Annotated in this window: 18 protein-coding genes; 10 read left to right on the forward strand and 8 right to left on the reverse strand. The window is 70.6% G+C overall.

The annotated features are described in order from the left end of the window. The first annotated feature begins 162 nt into the window (after window positions 1-162). Window positions 163-474, forward strand: coding sequence for an integration host factor, actinobacterial type (gene mihF / locus BLV96_RS40245; protein ID WP_051767699.1), 312 nt, complete (start codon window positions 163-165; stop codon window positions 472-474). 83 nt (window positions 475-557) lie between these two features. Beyond that, on the forward strand, window positions 558-1,709 hold the full coding sequence (locus BLV96_RS40250; RefSeq protein WP_086685078.1) for an isochorismate synthase: 1,152 nt from the start codon (window positions 558-560) through the stop codon (window positions 1,707-1,709). Here the strand turns inward: BLV96_RS40250 and BLV96_RS40255 are convergent. Next, window positions 1,706-2,392, reverse strand: a complete 687-nt coding sequence (locus tag BLV96_RS40255) for a 4'-phosphopantetheinyl transferase family protein (RefSeq protein WP_208608462.1) — start codon at window positions 2,390-2,392, stop codon at window positions 1,706-1,708. The two genes, BLV96_RS40250 and BLV96_RS40255, sit on opposite strands and share 4 nt — an antisense overlap. Before the next feature lie 141 nt (window positions 2,393-2,533). Between BLV96_RS40255 and BLV96_RS40260 the strand changes: the two genes are divergently transcribed. Next, the gene (locus BLV96_RS40260) at window positions 2,534-3,703 is read left to right on the forward strand and encodes an acyl-CoA dehydrogenase family protein (RefSeq protein WP_086680388.1); all 1,170 of its coding nucleotides are present in this window, start codon (window positions 2,534-2,536) and stop codon (window positions 3,701-3,703) included. A gap of 74 nt (window positions 3,704-3,777) precedes the next feature. Here BLV96_RS40260 and BLV96_RS40265 read toward each other — a convergent pair whose 3' ends face one another. Genes BLV96_RS40265 through BLV96_RS40280 form a run of 4 tightly spaced genes read right to left on the reverse strand, consistent with a single transcriptional unit; the run spans window position 3,778 to window position 7,073 of the window. After that, window positions 3,778-4,098, reverse strand: coding sequence for a hypothetical protein (locus tag BLV96_RS40265; RefSeq protein ID WP_086680390.1), 321 nt, complete (start codon window positions 4,096-4,098; stop codon window positions 3,778-3,780). 58 nt (window positions 4,099-4,156) lie between these two features. After that, window positions 4,157-4,798: a TetR/AcrR family transcriptional regulator gene (locus tag BLV96_RS40270; protein ID WP_167379893.1), complete on the reverse strand. Its 642-nt coding sequence runs from the start codon at window positions 4,796-4,798 to the stop codon at window positions 4,157-4,159. Next, window positions 4,789-6,339, reverse strand: coding sequence for an ATP-dependent acyl-CoA ligase (locus BLV96_RS40275; RefSeq protein WP_086680394.1), 1,551 nt, complete (start codon window positions 6,337-6,339; stop codon window positions 4,789-4,791). The genes BLV96_RS40270 and BLV96_RS40275 overlap by 10 nt, the downstream gene beginning before the upstream one ends. Continuing rightward, the gene (locus BLV96_RS40280; RefSeq protein WP_086680396.1) at window positions 6,336-7,073 is read right to left on the reverse strand and encodes an enoyl-CoA hydratase/isomerase family protein; all 738 of its coding nucleotides are present in this window, start codon (window positions 7,071-7,073) and stop codon (window positions 6,336-6,338) included. Before BLV96_RS40280 ends, BLV96_RS40275 begins: the two co-directional genes overlap by 4 nt. A 48-nt stretch (window positions 7,074-7,121) precedes the next feature. Here BLV96_RS40280 and BLV96_RS40285 point away from each other — a divergent pair, with 48 nt between their 5' ends. Further along, window positions 7,122-8,711, forward strand: coding sequence for an amidohydrolase (locus BLV96_RS40285; RefSeq protein ID WP_086680398.1), 1,590 nt, complete (start codon window positions 7,122-7,124; stop codon window positions 8,709-8,711). 1 nt (window position 8,712) lies between these two features. Here the strand turns inward: BLV96_RS40285 and BLV96_RS50090 are convergent, their stop codons facing one another. Beyond that, window positions 8,713-9,033 (reverse strand): hypothetical protein, encoded by a 321-nt coding sequence (locus BLV96_RS50090; protein ID WP_167379894.1) that lies wholly within the window; start codon window positions 9,031-9,033, stop codon window positions 8,713-8,715. 64 nt (window positions 9,034-9,097) lie between these two features. Here BLV96_RS50090 and BLV96_RS40295 point away from each other — a divergent pair, with 64 nt between their 5' ends. Together BLV96_RS40295 and BLV96_RS40300 are read left to right on the forward strand one after the other, a co-directional pair. Beyond that, entirely contained in the window at window positions 9,098-9,538 is a 441-nt protein-coding gene (locus BLV96_RS40295; RefSeq protein WP_086680400.1) for a GNAT family N-acetyltransferase, read from the forward strand. 40 nt (window positions 9,539-9,578) lie between these two features. Further along, entirely contained in the window at window positions 9,579-10,262 is a 684-nt protein-coding gene (locus BLV96_RS40300) for a metal-dependent transcriptional regulator (protein WP_086680402.1), read from the forward strand. Here the strand turns inward: BLV96_RS40300 and BLV96_RS40305 are convergent. Further along, window positions 10,259-10,753, reverse strand: coding sequence for a hypothetical protein (locus tag BLV96_RS40305; RefSeq protein ID WP_086680404.1), 495 nt, complete (start codon window positions 10,751-10,753; stop codon window positions 10,259-10,261). The genes BLV96_RS40300 and BLV96_RS40305 overlap by 4 nt on opposite strands. Before the next feature lie 161 nt (window positions 10,754-10,914). On the opposite strand from BLV96_RS40305, the gene BLV96_RS40310 reads away from it, so the two are divergent. From BLV96_RS40310 to BLV96_RS40325, 4 genes are all read left to right on the forward strand, one after another. Next, window positions 10,915-11,733 carry an LLM class flavin-dependent oxidoreductase gene (locus tag BLV96_RS40310; protein ID WP_086680406.1) on the forward strand — a complete coding sequence of 273 codons (819 nt, stop codon included), beginning with the start codon at window positions 10,915-10,917 and terminating at the stop codon, window positions 11,731-11,733. Between the two features lie 72 nt (window positions 11,734-11,805). After that, on the forward strand, window positions 11,806-12,150 hold the full coding sequence (locus BLV96_RS40315) for a transcriptional regulator (protein ID WP_167379895.1): 345 nt from the start codon (window positions 11,806-11,808) through the stop codon (window positions 12,148-12,150). A 47-nt stretch (window positions 12,151-12,197) separates the two neighbouring features. After that, on the forward strand, window positions 12,198-13,256 hold the full coding sequence (locus BLV96_RS40320) for a zinc-binding dehydrogenase (protein ID WP_208608455.1): 1,059 nt from the start codon (window positions 12,198-12,200) through the stop codon (window positions 13,254-13,256). Window positions 13,257-13,505: 249 nt separating this feature from the next. Beyond that, window positions 13,506-14,132, forward strand: coding sequence for an alpha-ketoglutarate-dependent dioxygenase AlkB family protein (locus BLV96_RS40325; RefSeq protein ID WP_208608456.1), 627 nt, complete (start codon window positions 13,506-13,508; stop codon window positions 14,130-14,132). On the opposite strand, the gene BLV96_RS40330 is transcribed toward BLV96_RS40325, so the two are convergent. Further along, window positions 14,129-14,710: an ArsR/SmtB family transcription factor gene (locus BLV96_RS40330; RefSeq protein WP_086680414.1), complete on the reverse strand. Its 582-nt coding sequence runs from the start codon at window positions 14,708-14,710 to the stop codon at window positions 14,129-14,131. The genes BLV96_RS40325 and BLV96_RS40330 overlap by 4 nt on opposite strands. Window positions 14,711-14,769: the final 59 nt, after the last annotated feature.

The following is a 14,769-nucleotide window of genomic DNA, read 5'->3' on the forward strand; positions in this document are numbered from 1 at the left end:
ATCACCTCCGGGGGTAATAAGTGCGTGTCGGTTGCACGGCCACGAAGCCGGTGGCGTTTACTGGGGCCGTGGCAAGAGACGGCTGAGCAGCGCTTGCAGGAGCAAGCACTCAGAAAAGCTGTCGGCCGCGAAAGCGGAGACCTGAGAGGAAAGGACACTACGTTGGCTCTGCCTACGTTGACTCCGGAGCAGCGCGCCGAGGCCCTGGCCAAGGCCGCCGAGGCTCGCAAGGCGCGTTCGGAGCTGCTCGCGTCGATCAAGTCCGGCAAGGAGAGCATCGAGAAGGTGCTCAAGCAGGCCAAGGAGAACAAGACCATCGGGAAGACGAAGGTCACCCAGCTGCTGAAGGCCGTCCCCGGCCTCGGCGCGGTGAAGGTCGCCGCCCTGCTCGAGCAGGCCGGCATCGACCCGGACCGGCGCGCCGCCGGCCTGGGCGAGCGCCAGCGCGAGGCGCTCATCGACGCGCTCAAGTAGCTCGTCGTCAGGAGCTCCCGCGAGGGGAGTGTCGCTCGTGACACTCCCCTCGCGGATCTCCCGAAGCCTGGGACGCTGGAGTCGTGAGTTCTCCTGACCCGGCGACCCCGGCACTCGACCTCGCCGCCCGCTACCAGCGAGGCGACTTCCTCTTCACGACGGCCCAGCGCGCACTCCTCGCGCAGGGCACGCTCCGGACCGTCACGGACACGGACCCGCGGCAGCTCGCCGCGGCGATCCCCGGCGTCCTGGCTTCGACCGGAGCCCCGCTGGCCGTCGGCGTCCTCCCGTTCGACACCGGGCCCGACACGAAGGTGCCGGGCCACCTCGTCGTGCCCCGGACCGTCCACCGCTCCGAAGGTGCGCCCCTGCTCACCCGTGAGGTCCTGCCGGCGCCCGTGGGGGTGCGCGCGGTTCCGTCGCCCGCGCAGCACATGGCCTCCGTGCAAGCCGCCGTGCACGCGCTGGGTGAGCGTGACCTGCGGAAAGCCGTCCTGGCTCGTGCGCTGGACCTCGAGTTCGCCTCGCCGGTGCCCGCCGAGCGCGTCGTGCGCAACCTGGCGGTCGGCAACCCCCGGCACTTCACGTACGCGGCCGAGCTGCCCGGCGGCCGCACGCTCGTCGGCGCCACGCCCGAGCTGCTGCTGCGCCGGACCGGCCGCACGGTGTTCTCGTCACCGCACGCGGGCTCGATGCCGCGTTCGGCCGACCCGGCCACCGACCGCGCCAACGGCGAGGCGCTGCGGACGTCGCGCAAGGACCAGCTGGAGCACGCGGTGGTGATCGACTACCTGGTCGAGGCGCTGCGGCCGTTCTGCCGGACCCTCGAAGTCCCGGCCGAGCCGGAGCTGGTGACGACCCCGGCGATCTGGCACCTGCGCACGCCGATCACGGGCGAGCTGGCCGACCCGGACGTCACGGCGCTGGACCTGGCGGCGGCCCTGCACCCGACGCCGGCGATCTGCGGCACCCCGACCGAGGGCGCGCGCGAGCTGGTCCAGGAACTGGAGCCGTTCGACCGCGACTACTACGCGGGAGCGGTCGGCTGGGTCGACGCGGCGGGCGACGGCGAGTGGGCAGTGGCGATCCGCTGCGCCGAGATCGCCTCGACGTCGATGAGGCTGTACGCGGGCGGCGGCATCGTGGCGGCGTCCGAGCCGCAGGTGGAGCTGGACGAGACGACGGCGAAGTTCCGGACGCTCCTGGCGGCGATGGGCCTGGAGGACAGCGTCTAGGGGGCCCAGAGTTCCTCGGTCACCGACAGCTCGTCGGTGGTCAGGACGGCGATGGCCGCCCGGTAGCCGTCGGAGGCCTTCAGGTCCACCAGCCGCGTGCGGGCCGGGTCGAGGGCCGCCTCGCCCGACTCCACCAGCCGGGCCGGCTCGTCGAAGCGGGAGAACGTGATGCTCTTCAGCGGGATGCGCAGGCCCTTGCCGGTGGCCTTCATCACCGCTTCCTTGCGCGTCCAGTAGATGAAGAACGCGTTCGCCTTCTCCGCGTCGGTCAAGCCGGTCAGGTGGGCCGTCTCGGCCGGGCTCAGGGCGTACTCGATCAGGCCGTCGTCGGCTTTGCGGGTCGCGGTCTCGACGTCCAGGCCGACCGGGACCGCCGGGGTCGCCGCGACGCCGATCAGGTCGCCCGAGTGCGAGATCGACAGCGTCAGATCGGCGCCCGGGACGTGTGGCCGGCCGTGCTGTTTGCCGCAGTCTTCGCAGGTCGCGTCGAACTTCACCGCCTCGACCGCCCGGCCCAGCCGCTCGGCCGCGACCGTCTTGGCCAGCACGCGGCCGGTCAGGAACCGGCGCTTGTCCGCGTCCTGCCGGTACGCCTCGAACCGGCCTTGCTCGACGTCGTCCAGCAGGCGCAGGAAGCGTTCTTCGGCGGGCAGCGGGGACGACCAGCGGACCACGATCTCCATCACGCCTCCGATCCTCCCGGGCGCCGGAGCGGTTGTCACGATTTCGTGGAGAGGTCTGGGGTAATCACGTCGGTAGGAGGTACCCTGAGACTAAGCAAGCGCTTAGCCAGTGGCAGTGTTGGTCGGAGGAGCAGCTCACCCATGGACTTTTCTCTCAGCACCGAAGAACGGGAAGTGCGCGACTGGGTCCGCACGTTCGTCCAGCGGGAGCTGATCCCGCTCGAGCAGGAGGTCCTCCGGCGCGAGCGCGCGCACCAGCCGGGGTTGACCGGGGAGGAGCTGAAGGACCTTCAGCTCAAGGCGAAGGAGTCCGGCTTCTGGGGCGTCTTCACGCCCGAGGAGTACGGCGGCATGGGCCTGTCCGCCGTGATGGCCGCGCTGCTCGAAGCCGAGCTCGGCCGCACCTTCGTGCCGTTCCGCTTCGGCGGCGCCGCGGACAACATCCTGTTCCACGCCAACGAAGAGCAGAAGCAGACCTACCTGCTGCCGACCATCTCGGGCGAGCGCAAGTCGTGCTTCGCGATCACCGAGCCGGGCGCCGGGTCGGACGCCAAGGCCATCCGGACCACCGCCCGCAAGGACGGCACCGACTGGATCATCAACGGCGAGAAGACCTTCATCACCGGTGGCAACGAAGCCGACTTCACGATGGTCTTCGCCATCACCGACCCGGAGAAGGGCGCGAACGGCGGCGTCACGTGCTTCCTCGTCGACCGTGAGGCCGGCTGGAAGTCCGAGTACATCGACACCATGGGCGAGTGGGGCCCGGCGTCGCTGATCTTCCAGGACGTCCGCGTCCCGGAAACGCAGATCCTCGGCGAAGAGGGCCGCGGCTTCGAACTCGCCATGCAGTGGATCGGGCAGGGCCGCTACCTCCTGCCGGCGCGCGCGATCGGTTCGTGCGAACGGCTGATCTCCATGGCCATCGAGCACGCCAACACGCGCGAGACGTTCGGGCAGAAGATCGCCGAACGCCAGGCCATCCAGTGGATGATCGCCGACTCCGGGGTCGAGCTGGAAGCGCTGCGGTGGCTCGTGCTCAACGCCGCGTGGCAGGTCGACCAGGGCGTCGACTCGCGGCACGCGCAGTCGATGGCGAAGCTGTACGGCGGCCAGAAGGCCAACGAAATCGTCGATCGCGTCCTGCAGATCCACGGTGGCATGGGGTACACGCGGGAGCTGCCGGTCGAGCGGTGGTACCGCGAGCTGCGGCTGCTGCGCATCTACGAAGGCACCGACGAGATCCAGCGCCGCACCATCGCGCGCAACCTGCTCAAGGGGCACGTGAAGGTCGGCGGCGTCCTGGGCTGAGTCCCCCGGAAACGCGTGAAGCCGTCAAGGCCGCCCTCTCCGGCGGCCTTGACGGCTGTTCGGCTGCGTGCTGCTTACTGCTTGTTGCGAATGGCGATCGGGACGCCCGCGAGGTCCTCTTCGTTGCACAGGAGCTTCACGTCGTAGTACGGCGAACCCTGACGGTCGTCGTAGTCGAGGTGAATGGCCAGGACGTCGAGCGGCTCGCCGAGCCACTCCTGAGCCTGCCGTAGCCACGCGGAGCACCGCTCCAGAGCGGTGGGGAGATCGTCATCACGGAACTCGACGGGGCGATAGGGGACATCCTGCACCTGATCGCGGGGGTGTGCCGGCGCCGGGAGGCCCGGCGCGAGACCCGAGTCGTCCAGTTCCAGTTGGATCGTTTCCTCAGTCACCCTTCGAGCGTCCCCCACGCACGCCGTCTGGGCAAGGCGTACACAGGTAAAAGCGCCGCTAAACGGACATGCCCCACTCTTTCGCGACGATTTCACGGCAGCGTCGCAAGTCGGCTACACCGGGCTGCGACGTGCAGCCCAGCGCCCGCGAGACCAGCTCCGCGTAGTGCTCGGCGAGCTGGTCCAGCGCCAGCGGTCCGCGCGGCGAATACCACCGGGCGACCCCACTGCACATTTCCAGCAGCGCGAGCCGGGTCACCGCCGGGTGTTCGGTGTGGAACACCCCGGCCGCGACGCCTTCTTCGATCGCCGCCGCCCACAGGTTCTCGTACGCGTCCCGCAGCGCCACCACGGGTTCGCGCGCGGCCGGCGACAGCACGTCGACTTCGTTGTCCACCACCCGGGTTTCCGCCGGGCCGACCGCGTGCGCGAGCACGTGCAACGCGACCAGGGTGCGCAGCCGGTGCACCGGGTCCGCGCTGCCGGCCGTCGCTTCGCGCGCGGCGTCCAGCAGGCGGTTCAGCGCCGTGTGCATGATCTCCGCGAGCAGATCTTCCTTGGTGCCCATGTAGTGGTACAGGCTCGCCGACGAGAGTTCGGCCTCCTGCGCCAGATCCCGGATGCCGGTGCCGTGGAAACCCTTGGTGGCGAACAGCTTCACGGCTGCCGCGCGGACGCGTTCCCGGCTGGTCACAGCCATTCCGCCGCCTTCGCGTCCCACGACCCGGCGCGCGGGTCGGCCACCTTGCGCAGCTCGCCCTTGGCGACGCGCTCCGACGGCGTCATCGGCAGTTCGCCGGCGAAGGCCCAGAACCGCGGAACCTTGAAGTACGCCAGCTTTTCCGCGCAGAACTCCGCCAGCGCGGCGGGTTCCGGGCGCTCGCCGTCGCACACGACGTACGCCTTGATCTCCTCGCCGCGCAGCTCGTCCGGCACCGCGACGACCGCGGCCAGTTTGACCGCGGGGTGCAGCAGCAGGGCGCGCTCGACCTCGTCCGCGGACACGTTCTCGCCGCTGCGGCGGATCATGTCCTTGGTGCGGCCGACGTAGTAGACGCGGCCGGTGTCGTCCATGCGGGCGAGGTCGCCGGTGTGGAACCAGCCGTTCTCGAACGCTTTCGCCGTCGCGGCCGGGTCTTCGTGGTAGCCGTGCATCAGGCCGATCCCGCGGATCAGCAGCTCGCCGGTTTCCCCGCGCGGCAGCGGCTTCCCGTCGGCGCCGGCGATCATCGCCTCGCGGTCGCGGCTCGGCCGGCCGATGCAGCCGGTGCCGACGGTCTCGTCGTGGTCGGCGGCGGTCATCCGGATGTCGCCGCCGGTTTCGGTCATCCCGAACGCCTCGTACCACGGCACGCCCCAGCGTCGTTCGAGTTCGGCGTGCAGCTCGTGCGGGATCGCGGACGCGCAGATCGCGCGCACTTTGTGGTCACGGTCGGCTTCGGACGGTTTCTGGCGCAGCAGCAGCGTCGGCATCAGGCCGAGGCAGTAGAACCACGTGACACGGTGCTCGCGGACCTTCGCCCAGAAAGTGCTGGGGTGGAAGCGGTCCAGCACGACGAGGGTGGCGCCGGCGGCGAGTCCCAACGCGACGTTCCACTGTGGATCGATGTAGTGGAACGGCTGCGCGGTTAGCATGACGTCGTCTTCGCCGACGGCGGGGAAGTCGGTCGCCAGGCCGACGGCGAGGGTCGTCCAGTACCGGTTCGGCAAGACGCAGCCCTTGGGCGCGCCGGTGGTACCGGACGTGTACTGGATGTTGACCGGCAGTTCCGGCACCGGCGTGAAGCCCGAGCTTTCACGTGAAAGCTCGGCGCCCAGGTCGGAGCTTTCACGTGAAAGCTCCGCGGGGGTGATCACCTCGGCCGCGCCGATGCGGCCCAGGAGGCCGGTGAACTCTTCGGCGGCGACGACCAGTTTCGCGCCGGAGTGACGGAGGACGTGGGCGCCGTCGAACTCCTGGTAGTTCGTGTTGACCGGGACCAGCATCGCGCCGATCTTCGCCAGCGCCAGCCACGTCAGCGGGAACTCCGGCTGGTTGCGCAGCATCACCGCGACCCGGTCACCCGGCACGATTCCGCGTTCGGTCAGCGCGGCGGCGATCCGGGAGCTTTCGCGGTCGACCTCGGCGAAGGTGAAGCGCTGGTCGTGTTCGTCGAAGATCCACGCCGTGCGGTCCGGCCACAGCTGCGCGGCCCGCGTGACGAGCTGGTCCAGGGTCCCGATGTCGGCGAGCGGGGTCACGTCCGGCTCCGGAAGGCTTCCGTCGACGCGGCGACGGCGGCCGAGGTCTCGGTGATCAGGGCGTGGCTGACTTCGAGTTCGAGCGCCGGCTCGACGTCGATCGGAGTGTCGAGGACGCGCTTGGCCATCGCCGCGGCCGCGGGCGGGTGTTCCGCGATCCGCTTGGCCCAGCTCAGCGCCTCGGCCCGGAGCTGCTCGGCGGGGACGGCGGCGTTGACCATGCCCAGCTCCGCGGCTTTCCGGCCGTCGAAGCGCTCGCCGAGCAGCAGGAGCTCCTTCGCCTTCAGCGGTCCGACGAGTAGCGGCAGCAGCCGCGAAGCCGCGCCGGTGACGCTCAGGCCCAGCGAGACCTCGGGGAACGCGAAGACGGCGTCTTCGGCGGCCAGGATCAGGTCGCAGCCGAGCGCGAACTCCGCGCCGGCGCCGATCGCGTAGCCGTGCACCGCCGCGATCACCGGCTGGCGCAGCCCGCGCAGCCGCCGCGTGACGTCCTGGAGCCGGTCCAGCCGCGTCCGTGAGTCACCCGCGGGGGTGGGTTCCTTGAGGTCGTGGCCGGCGCAGAAGGCCCGTCCGTTCCCGGACAGGACGACGACGCGGGCATCACTGCGCGCGGCGGCGTCGAGGGCGGTGAGGAAGTCGTCGACCAGCACGGCGGCGACCGCGTTCAGCCGCTCGGGCCGGTTCAGCCGGATGTGCGCGATGCCGTCCTCGACGGCGAAGTCCACGGTGGGCATGAGGGCGATGCTAGACGTTCGATCGATCGATCGATAGCCTCGGAACTCATGCAGGTCGACACGGTCTACGAGAACGCCACGGTCTGGACGGGCGCGGGCATGACCAGCGCCCTCGCCGTCCTGCACGGCCGGGTGGTCGCGCTCGGCGACGACGCCCGCTCGCTCTCGGCTCGTTCGCGAGTCGACCTGGCCGGCGGGTTCGTCGTCCCCGGGTTCCACGACGCCCACAACCACATGGCGTGGTTCGGGATGGGCCTCGACGACGTCGCACTGGGTGGCTGCCGCAGCGTCGAGGAGGTCTACGACGCCGTCGCCGCGCGCGCCGCGACGCTGCCGGCCGGGAGCTGGGTGGTCGGCAGCGGGTACGACCAGAACAAGCTCGCCGGCGGGCACCCGGACCGGCACGGCCTCGACCGGGCCGCGCCGGGGATGCTCGTCCGGCTCAAGCACACGTCCGGGCACATGACCGTGGTCAACTCGGCCGTGCTCGACCAGCTCGACCTCGCCCACGTCCCGGTCGGCGGCGACGTCGTGCTCGACGCCGAGGGCTCGCCGACCGGGCTGCTGCGCGAGCAGGCCCAGCTGCTGCTGCGGCCGCTCACGTACCCGACCCCCGTCGAGCGGGTCGTGCGCGGGCTCGAGCGGGCGTCCGAGCGGTACCTGTCCGAGGGCATCACCAGCGTCCAAGAGGCCGGGATCGGTGGCGGCCTGGTCGGCGAGACACCCGCCGAACTGGCCGCCTACCAGCAGGCGCGCGACTCGGGCGTGCTGCGCGTGCGCAGCACGGTGATGGTCGCCGCGAGCGTGCTGCACGACCTGCCCGACGACGCCGGCTTCGGCCTCGACCTCGGCCTGCGCACCGGCCTCGGCGACGAGTGGCTGCGCGTCGGCCCGATGAAGTTGTTCGCCGACGGCTCCCTGGTCGGGCGCACCTGCGCGATGCACGACCCGTTCGACGGCGAGCCGGACAACCGCGGCTACTTCCAGGTGCCCGAGGACGAGCTCACGGAGACGATCCGCCGCGCCCACGAAGCGGGCTGGCAGATCGCGACGCACGCGATCGGCGACCGCGCGATCACCGTCGTCCTCGACGCCTACGAAGCCGCGTTGGCCGCTTCGCCGCGTACGGACCACCGGCACCGCATCGAGCACTGCGCGGTGCTTCAGCCCGCGGAGCTGTCCCGGCTCGCTTCGCTCGGGCTCATCCCGTCACCGCAGGGGCGGTTCGTCAACGAGCTCGGCGACGGCATGCGCGCGGCGCTCGGCGAGGCGCGCGTCCCGTGGTGCTACCGGCTGCGAAGCGTCCTCGACGCGGGTTGCGTGCTTCCCGCGTCTTCGGACCGGCCCGTCGTGAACGGCGCACCACTGCTCGCGCTGGCCGACATGGTGCGTCGGCGCACGGCGTCAGGCGCGCCCTTCGCACCCGAAGAGGCGCTGACGCCGGAGCAGGCGTTGCGCGCGTACACGTACGGCTCGGCGTACGCGACCTTCGCCGAGCGTGACCTGGGCACGCTCGAACCCGGGAAGCTCGCCGACTTCGCCGTGCTGTCCGGTTCACCCCTGGACGAGTCCGCTTTGGACGACCTCGCCGTGCAAGGCACCGCCGTCGGCGGCGAACTGCATTATCAAGCGCGATGACTCACTTCCTTCCCACGAACTCGAGCGCTTCTTCGGCCAGCGCGGACCAGGGCTTTGCCGAGCCCGTGTCCAGCGCCAGCCACTCCTTCATTGGGGTGCCCTTGTTGGCGTCGAAGCGCACCCCGTGGCCCTCCGCGACCAGCGCGTCGACCCGCGCCCGGGGCAGCTTGAGCACCAGCTGCCCGCGCACGAACATCGCGAAGATCCGGCCGTGCGCCCGCAGCGCCGTGCGCCCGAACCCGCCGGTCGCGCCGGGTGGCGTGATGCCCGCGCGTCCGGTGAACTCGTCGACCAGGTCCTCGAACTTCTCCTCCGGTGACATCGACCACCTCCGCGTCTTCCATGCCCGACAGTAACGACCACCACCGACAAAAACGGGAGGCGAGATGCCCGTCCGCGATGCCGTCTTCGAAGACATCGACGAAATCTGCGCGCTCATCGAAGAGCACGCCGTCTACGAGGACAACCACGACCTGAAGCTCGACCGCGCGGAGATGAGCGGCCACCTCTTCGGGCCGGACCCGAAGGCGTGGGTGCTGATCGCGACCCCGCCCGGCGAGCCCGGCACGGTCGCCGGCTTCGCCTTCTGCAGCTGGAACTTCTCCACCTGGGAGGCCCGGCCGGGGATCTGGCTGGACGACCTGTTCGTCCGCCCGGCGCACCGGCGCTTCGGGCTCGGCGGCGAACTGCTCGACGAGCTGCGCAACCGCACGAGCGGCCGCGTCGAGTGGGACATGCAGGCGGGCAACGAGAAAGGCGAGGCGTTCTACGCCCAGCTCGGCGCGGAGCCGGTGCCGGGGTGGATCCGCTACCGCTGGCGGCCGTGAGCTTTCACGAGAAAGAACGCAGCCCCGTAAAGTATGCGGCATGGGAGATGGTTCGGTCCGGAGGTCCTCGTCGGTCGAGGACTACGTCCGGGTGATCTACGGCCTGGTCGAGCGGGGTGAGGCGGTCACGAACACCTCGCTCGCCGGCCGGCTGGAGGTCAGCCCGTCCTCGGCGTCGGGGATGGTCACGAAGCTGTCCCAGCTCGGGCTGGTCACCCACGTGCCGTACCGCGGGATCGAGCTGACGGCCGACGGGCGCCTGCTGGCGCGCTCGGTGCTGCGGCGCCACCGGCTGATCGAGACGTACCTGGTGTCCGAGCTCGGCTACACGTGGGACGAGGTCCACGCGGAGGCGGACGCGCTGGAGCACGCGGTGTCGGACCGCCTGGTCGAGCGCATCGCGGCGAAGCTGGGCAACCCGGTCCGAGACCCGCACGGCGACCCGATCCCGGCCCCGGACGGCAGCGTGGAGGAGCTCCCGGTCCGCATCCTGGACGACCTCCAGCCGGGCGCGGTGGGCGAGATCGTCCGGGTGTGGGACACGGACCCGGAGCTGCTTCGCTATCTGACGGAACACGCGATCAACCTGGGCGAACGCATCGAGGTCATGGAGCGGCAGCCGTTCGGGGGACCGATGGTGGTGAAGGTGGGGTCGCCGCCCGATGCGGCTACCCACGCGATCGGCAAGGAGATCGCGCAGGCTCTGTCGGTCACCCTGCGCTAGCCGCCCAGCGTCAGCTGGAACCCCACGCGCTCGGCCTCGTCGGCGTCCTTCCACAACGTGCCGCGGTTGTTGTTACCGACGTGCACGCCGTAGCGGTCCGCGCTCGGCACGTCGGGGAACGTGAAGGTGAACGTGCGCACCCACATGCCGTCGACGATCTTCGTCTGCTCCCCGGGAGTCCGGTGCAGCTCGGTGGCCGCCACGACTCGGCCGCTTTCGTTCACCAGGGTGACCTGCGAGCCGTCGCTGAGGTCGGAGTACCCGTCGTAGCCGTCGGCGGCGGACTTGGTGCACTGCATGTCGCACAGCAACGAAAGCGTGCCGTTGACCGACGTGGTCCCCGACGTCGTGAGAACGATAGTCAGAACGGCTGCGACCGCGGCGACGGCAACGGCGGCGGCAACGACGAAAACCAGCCTGCGGCGCCGTCGCACGGGTTGGGAAGTGGGCTCGGGCGGGGGTGTCTGCTCGGTGTTCGCCTCGATGGTCATCGGTCCGCTCTCGCTCTCGTCGCCGGGTTGTGCCTACAGACGGACCGGCCTTCGTCGTTGTTACGATCGGTGATCAAGGCGTTATGACGCTGAGGGGCGTACGCGCGAGTGACGTCGTGAAGCGGATGTGGTGACGCACCCGCGCCCGCGACCATGGCCGCATGAAACCCTTCCGCTTCGGCGTCGTCGCCGGGTTCGCGCGTGATCTCGGTTCCTGGACCGCTCAAGCCGAGCGGGTCGAGAAGCTCGGCTTCGACACTCTCCTCGCCACCGATCCCGTCGGGACCGCGGACCCCTTCGTCCTCCTCGGGGCCGCCGCCGCGGTCACCATCGACCTCACCGTCGGGACCTTCGTGCTCGCCGACCCCTTCCGGGACGCGCGAGCCCTCGACTGGCAGGTCCAGACCCTGCACCAGCAGACCGGCGGTCGCTTCGAACTCGGGCTCGGCGTCGGACGGCCCGGCGCCGAAGCGCACACCGAACGCCTCGGCCGGGAGTTCGGCGGACCGGGTGAGCGCATCACACGGATGGCGGAGACCATCGCCCTCCTCAAGGAAACCGCGGACCGGCCGCGGCTGACACTGGCCGCCGGGGGACCGAAAATGCTGGCGCTCGCCGCGCAAGAAGCCGACACCGTCACCTTCACCTGGGCGCCCCGGACCACCGAAGCCGAAGCGGAGTCCATTGTGGATCGATTCCGTAAGCTTGCTGAAGAACGGTTGCCGGACATCGAGCTCGGGCTGAACCTGATGGCCGTCGGGGACGCGCCGGCGCCCGGGATCGCGCGGTGGGCCGGGGTCGACGTGCCCGAACTCGCTGCCGGCAACGCCGTCACCGTGCTGCCCGCTGATCCAGGCCAAGCGGCGGAAAGGCTTCTCGGCTGGCGGGAGCGGTGGGGGATTTCCTACGTCACGATCAACTCGGGCTACGCGGAACCGTTCGCCGAGATCGCCGCGCGGGTGCGGCTCGCAGGTGGGTGAGGGCCCTTCCGATCTTGCGAAGCTGGGCCTACGCTCCAATTTTCGTACTCGGGAGTGCTTCGGAGCGTTGTGATGACCGGTCAGCGAATTCGCACCATCGACCGGGGGGAGCAGGCGGAACTGGGTCACCTCCTGGCCGCCGGGCCGTTCGACGTCGCGTTGCGCGCGGCGATCAGGGCTCGCGGCCTCGGCCTCGACCGGATCCGCTATCGCTTGCGCGGCAGGGGAACCACGGTCAGCCTGGCCACCCTCAGCCACTGGCAGTCCGGGCGGTGCCGGCCCGAACGGCCGGAATCGTTGGAGGCGTTGCGGAATCTCGAGGACATCCTGAACGTGCCGGACGGCTCGCTCAGCAAGCTCCTCGGTCCACCGCGGGGAAGGACCAGATTCCACGCGCAGCCGCCCACGCTCAATTGAGCGGCACCAACGGAAAACCGCTCACGTGAGCACGTAGGCTCGGCTGCATGCGAGCTGTGGTCATGGAGGAGTTCTGCGTCCCGCCGGTCGTGCGGGACGTGCCGGAGCCGGTGGCGCCACCCGGTGGCGCGGTGATCGAGGTCGACGCCACCGGCGTCTGCCGCAGCGACTGGCACACGTGGCAGGGCCACGACACCGCCGTCACGCTGCCGCACGTCGCGGGGCACGAGCTCGCCGGCCGGCTCGTCGCGCTCGGCGAAGGCGTGCGCGGGTGGGAGCTCGGCGCGCGCGTCACCGTGCCGTTCGTCTGCGCGTGCGGCAGCTGCCCCCAGTGCGCCCGTGGCGACCAGCAGATCTGCGACCGCGAGTTCCAGCCCGGCGCGACGCACTGGGGTTCCTTCGCCGAGCGCGTCGCCATCGGGCACGCCGAGACGAACCTCGTCGCGCTGCCGGACTCCCTCGGCGCCGCCGAAGCCGCCGCGCTCGGCTGCCGCTTCGGGACGGCGTTCCGCGCGGTGCTGCGGCAGGGCCGGGTCACCGCCGGGCAGTGGGTCTCGGTGTACGGCTGCGGCGGCGTCGGCCTCTCCGCGGTGCTGCTGGCCGTCGCGGCGGGGGCGAAGGTCGTCGCCGTCGACGTCTCGCCGCCGGCCCTGCGGCTCGCCGCGAAGTCGGGCGCCGCGCTCACCGTCGACTCCTCGGCGTTCGACGGCCCGGAAGCCGTCGCCGCGCACGTCCGCGAGCTGACCGGCGGCGGCACGCACGTGTCGCTGGACTGCCTCGGCGCGCCGTCGACCTGCGCGGCGTCGGTGGGCAGCCTCCGCAAGCGCGGCCGGCACGTCCAGGCCGGGCTGATGCCGCCCGCGCAGGGCGTCGCGCCGATCCCGATGCACCGGGTCATCGGCGGCGAGCTGGAGCTCGTCGGCATCCACGGCCTCCAGGCCCACGAGTACCCGGAGCTGCTGCGTGTCGTCGAGACGGCCGGCATCGACCTCGCCGCGCTCATCGGGCAGCGGATCGGCCTCGACGACGTCCCGGCCGCGCTGGCCGCGATGAACGACCCCGTACCGGCCCGCGCGGGCGTCACCGTTGTGACGTTTCGTGACTGATCCGCGTCGCCCAGGTCAAGTGACCGGTTCGTAGCTGATCCACGCTGGTGTTGTGACATTCAGGTGTGGGAACGTCGAATACATGGTGGCCCAAAGCGAGGGGATTCGGCCGCAGGAGCGCCCGGTTGGTCCGTTCGGGCGGCTCCTGCGGCTGTTCGCTGTCGCGGGTGTGACGTTCCGCGGTCACCGAGTCGTACCTTCGACGGTCACCCAGCGTGCCCGGCGGGAGTCTCCGGCACAATCGAGGTGATGGACGCCCTCCTGCCGCGCCCGCGCGCCGAACTCGCGCCCGGTGCCGTCCACGTACCCGACTGGCTGGGTTTCGACGAACAGCGCGAGCTCGTCGCGGCCTGCCGCGGCTTCGCCGGCTACCGCCACACCCGGCTGCCCAACGGCGGCGTGATGTCGGTGAAGTCCGTCTGCCTCGGCTGGCACTGGTACCCGTACGGCTACTCGCGCACGACCGGCGAGGGAACGCCGGTATTGCCGTTCCCGGACTGGCTCGGCGACCTCGGCCGCCGCGCGCTGGCGGCGGCGTACGGCGAGCCTTCGGAGGACTACGAGCCGGACATCGCGCTGGTCAACTTCTACGACGCCGCGGCGAAAATGGGGCTGCACCAGGACAAGGACGAGCGCAGCCTGGCGCCGGTGGTCTCGTTCAGCCTCGGCGACGCGTGCGTGTTCCGCTTCGGCAACACCGAGACACGCGGCCGGCCGTACACCGACGTCGAGCTGCGCTCGGGTGACGTGTTCGTGTTCGGCGGCCCGTCCCGGCTCGCCTACCACGGGGTGCCGAGGACGCTGCCCGGCACGGCGAACCCGGCGCTCGGCCTGACCGGACGGCTCAACATCACGCTGCGCGTCTCGGGCCTCTAGTCCTCCGTGGACTCTTCTTCTTCGGGCACGACGATCAGCCGGACGGCGACCGCGCGCGAGCCCGGCGGGTGGTGGCCCGGCTCGGTGACGTACTTCCAGAGCAGGTTCTGGTACTCCTCGACGAACGACGCGATCTGCTCCTTCGTCAGGGTCAGGCCGCCGCGGTAGATCTGGCTCCACCCCTTCGCGTCGTCGTAGCCCGCGTACGCGCGCGTGACCAGGCCGAGGTCGTGGCTCATCTTGAGCGCGCCGAGCTTGCGCGCGGCGTCGCGCTCGTCCGGCGTCATCTCCAGGCCGGGCGGGGTGTAGATGTCCTTCATCAGCGACTTCCACCAGCGCTCGCGGCCGGTGGAGCGCTCTTCGATCTCCGCGATCAGGTCGAGGTCGGCGAGCCGGCGAAGGTGGTAGGAGGTCGTCCCGGTGCTCTCGCCGAGGGCCTTCGCGACGCTCGTCGAGTTCGCTTCGCCGTGTTTGCCCAGGTAGGACAGGATGTCGCGGCGCACGGGGTTGGCGAGTGCCTTGTAGAAGGCCTTGAGGTCAGCGCCCGTGAGGACGCGGCGTTCGGGACGGTCGACCATGGCCGCAGCGTACTACAGAGACTGTTTGCAAAGAATCTCTGCAATCGCTACCGTGGTCG

This window comes from Amycolatopsis pretoriensis, from assembly GCF_900107925.1.
GTDB lineage: Bacteria > Actinomycetota > Actinomycetes > Mycobacteriales > Pseudonocardiaceae > Amycolatopsis > Amycolatopsis pretoriensis.

Excerpts from the sequence above, each read along its gene's own strand:
- BLV96_RS40255 (WP_208608462.1), bottom strand. The coding sequence starts at position 2,392 with ATGGAGATCGTGGTCCGCTGGTCGTCCCCGCTGCCCGCCGAAGAACGC.
- BLV96_RS40260 (WP_086680388.1), top strand. The coding sequence starts at position 2,534 with ATGGACTTTTCTCTCAGCACCGAAGAACGGGAAGTGCGCGACTGGGTC.
- BLV96_RS40270 (WP_167379893.1), bottom strand. The coding sequence starts at position 4,798 with ATGGCTGTGACCAGCCGGGAACGCGTCCGCGCGGCAGCCGTGAAGCTG.
- BLV96_RS40280 (WP_086680396.1), bottom strand. The coding sequence starts at position 7,073 with ATGCCCACCGTGGACTTCGCCGTCGAGGACGGCATCGCGCACATCCGG.
- BLV96_RS40285 (WP_086680398.1), top strand. The coding sequence starts at position 7,122 with ATGCAGGTCGACACGGTCTACGAGAACGCCACGGTCTGGACGGGCGCG.
- BLV96_RS50090 (WP_167379894.1), bottom strand. The coding sequence starts at position 9,033 with ATGTCACCGGAGGAGAAGTTCGAGGACCTGGTCGACGAGTTCACCGGA.
- BLV96_RS40295 (WP_086680400.1), top strand. The coding sequence starts at position 9,098 with ATGCCCGTCCGCGATGCCGTCTTCGAAGACATCGACGAAATCTGCGCG.
- BLV96_RS40300 (WP_086680402.1), top strand. The coding sequence starts at position 9,579 with ATGGGAGATGGTTCGGTCCGGAGGTCCTCGTCGGTCGAGGACTACGTC.
- BLV96_RS40305 (WP_086680404.1), bottom strand. The coding sequence starts at position 10,753 with ATGACCATCGAGGCGAACACCGAGCAGACACCCCCGCCCGAGCCCACT.
- BLV96_RS40310 (WP_086680406.1), top strand. The coding sequence starts at position 10,915 with ATGAAACCCTTCCGCTTCGGCGTCGTCGCCGGGTTCGCGCGTGATCTC.
- BLV96_RS40315 (WP_167379895.1), top strand. The coding sequence starts at position 11,806 with ATGACCGGTCAGCGAATTCGCACCATCGACCGGGGGGAGCAGGCGGAA.
- BLV96_RS40320 (WP_208608455.1), top strand. The coding sequence starts at position 12,198 with ATGCGAGCTGTGGTCATGGAGGAGTTCTGCGTCCCGCCGGTCGTGCGG.
- BLV96_RS40325 (WP_208608456.1), top strand. The coding sequence starts at position 13,506 with ATGGACGCCCTCCTGCCGCGCCCGCGCGCCGAACTCGCGCCCGGTGCC.
- BLV96_RS40330 (WP_086680414.1), bottom strand. The coding sequence starts at position 14,710 with ATGGTCGACCGTCCCGAACGCCGCGTCCTCACGGGCGCTGACCTCAAG.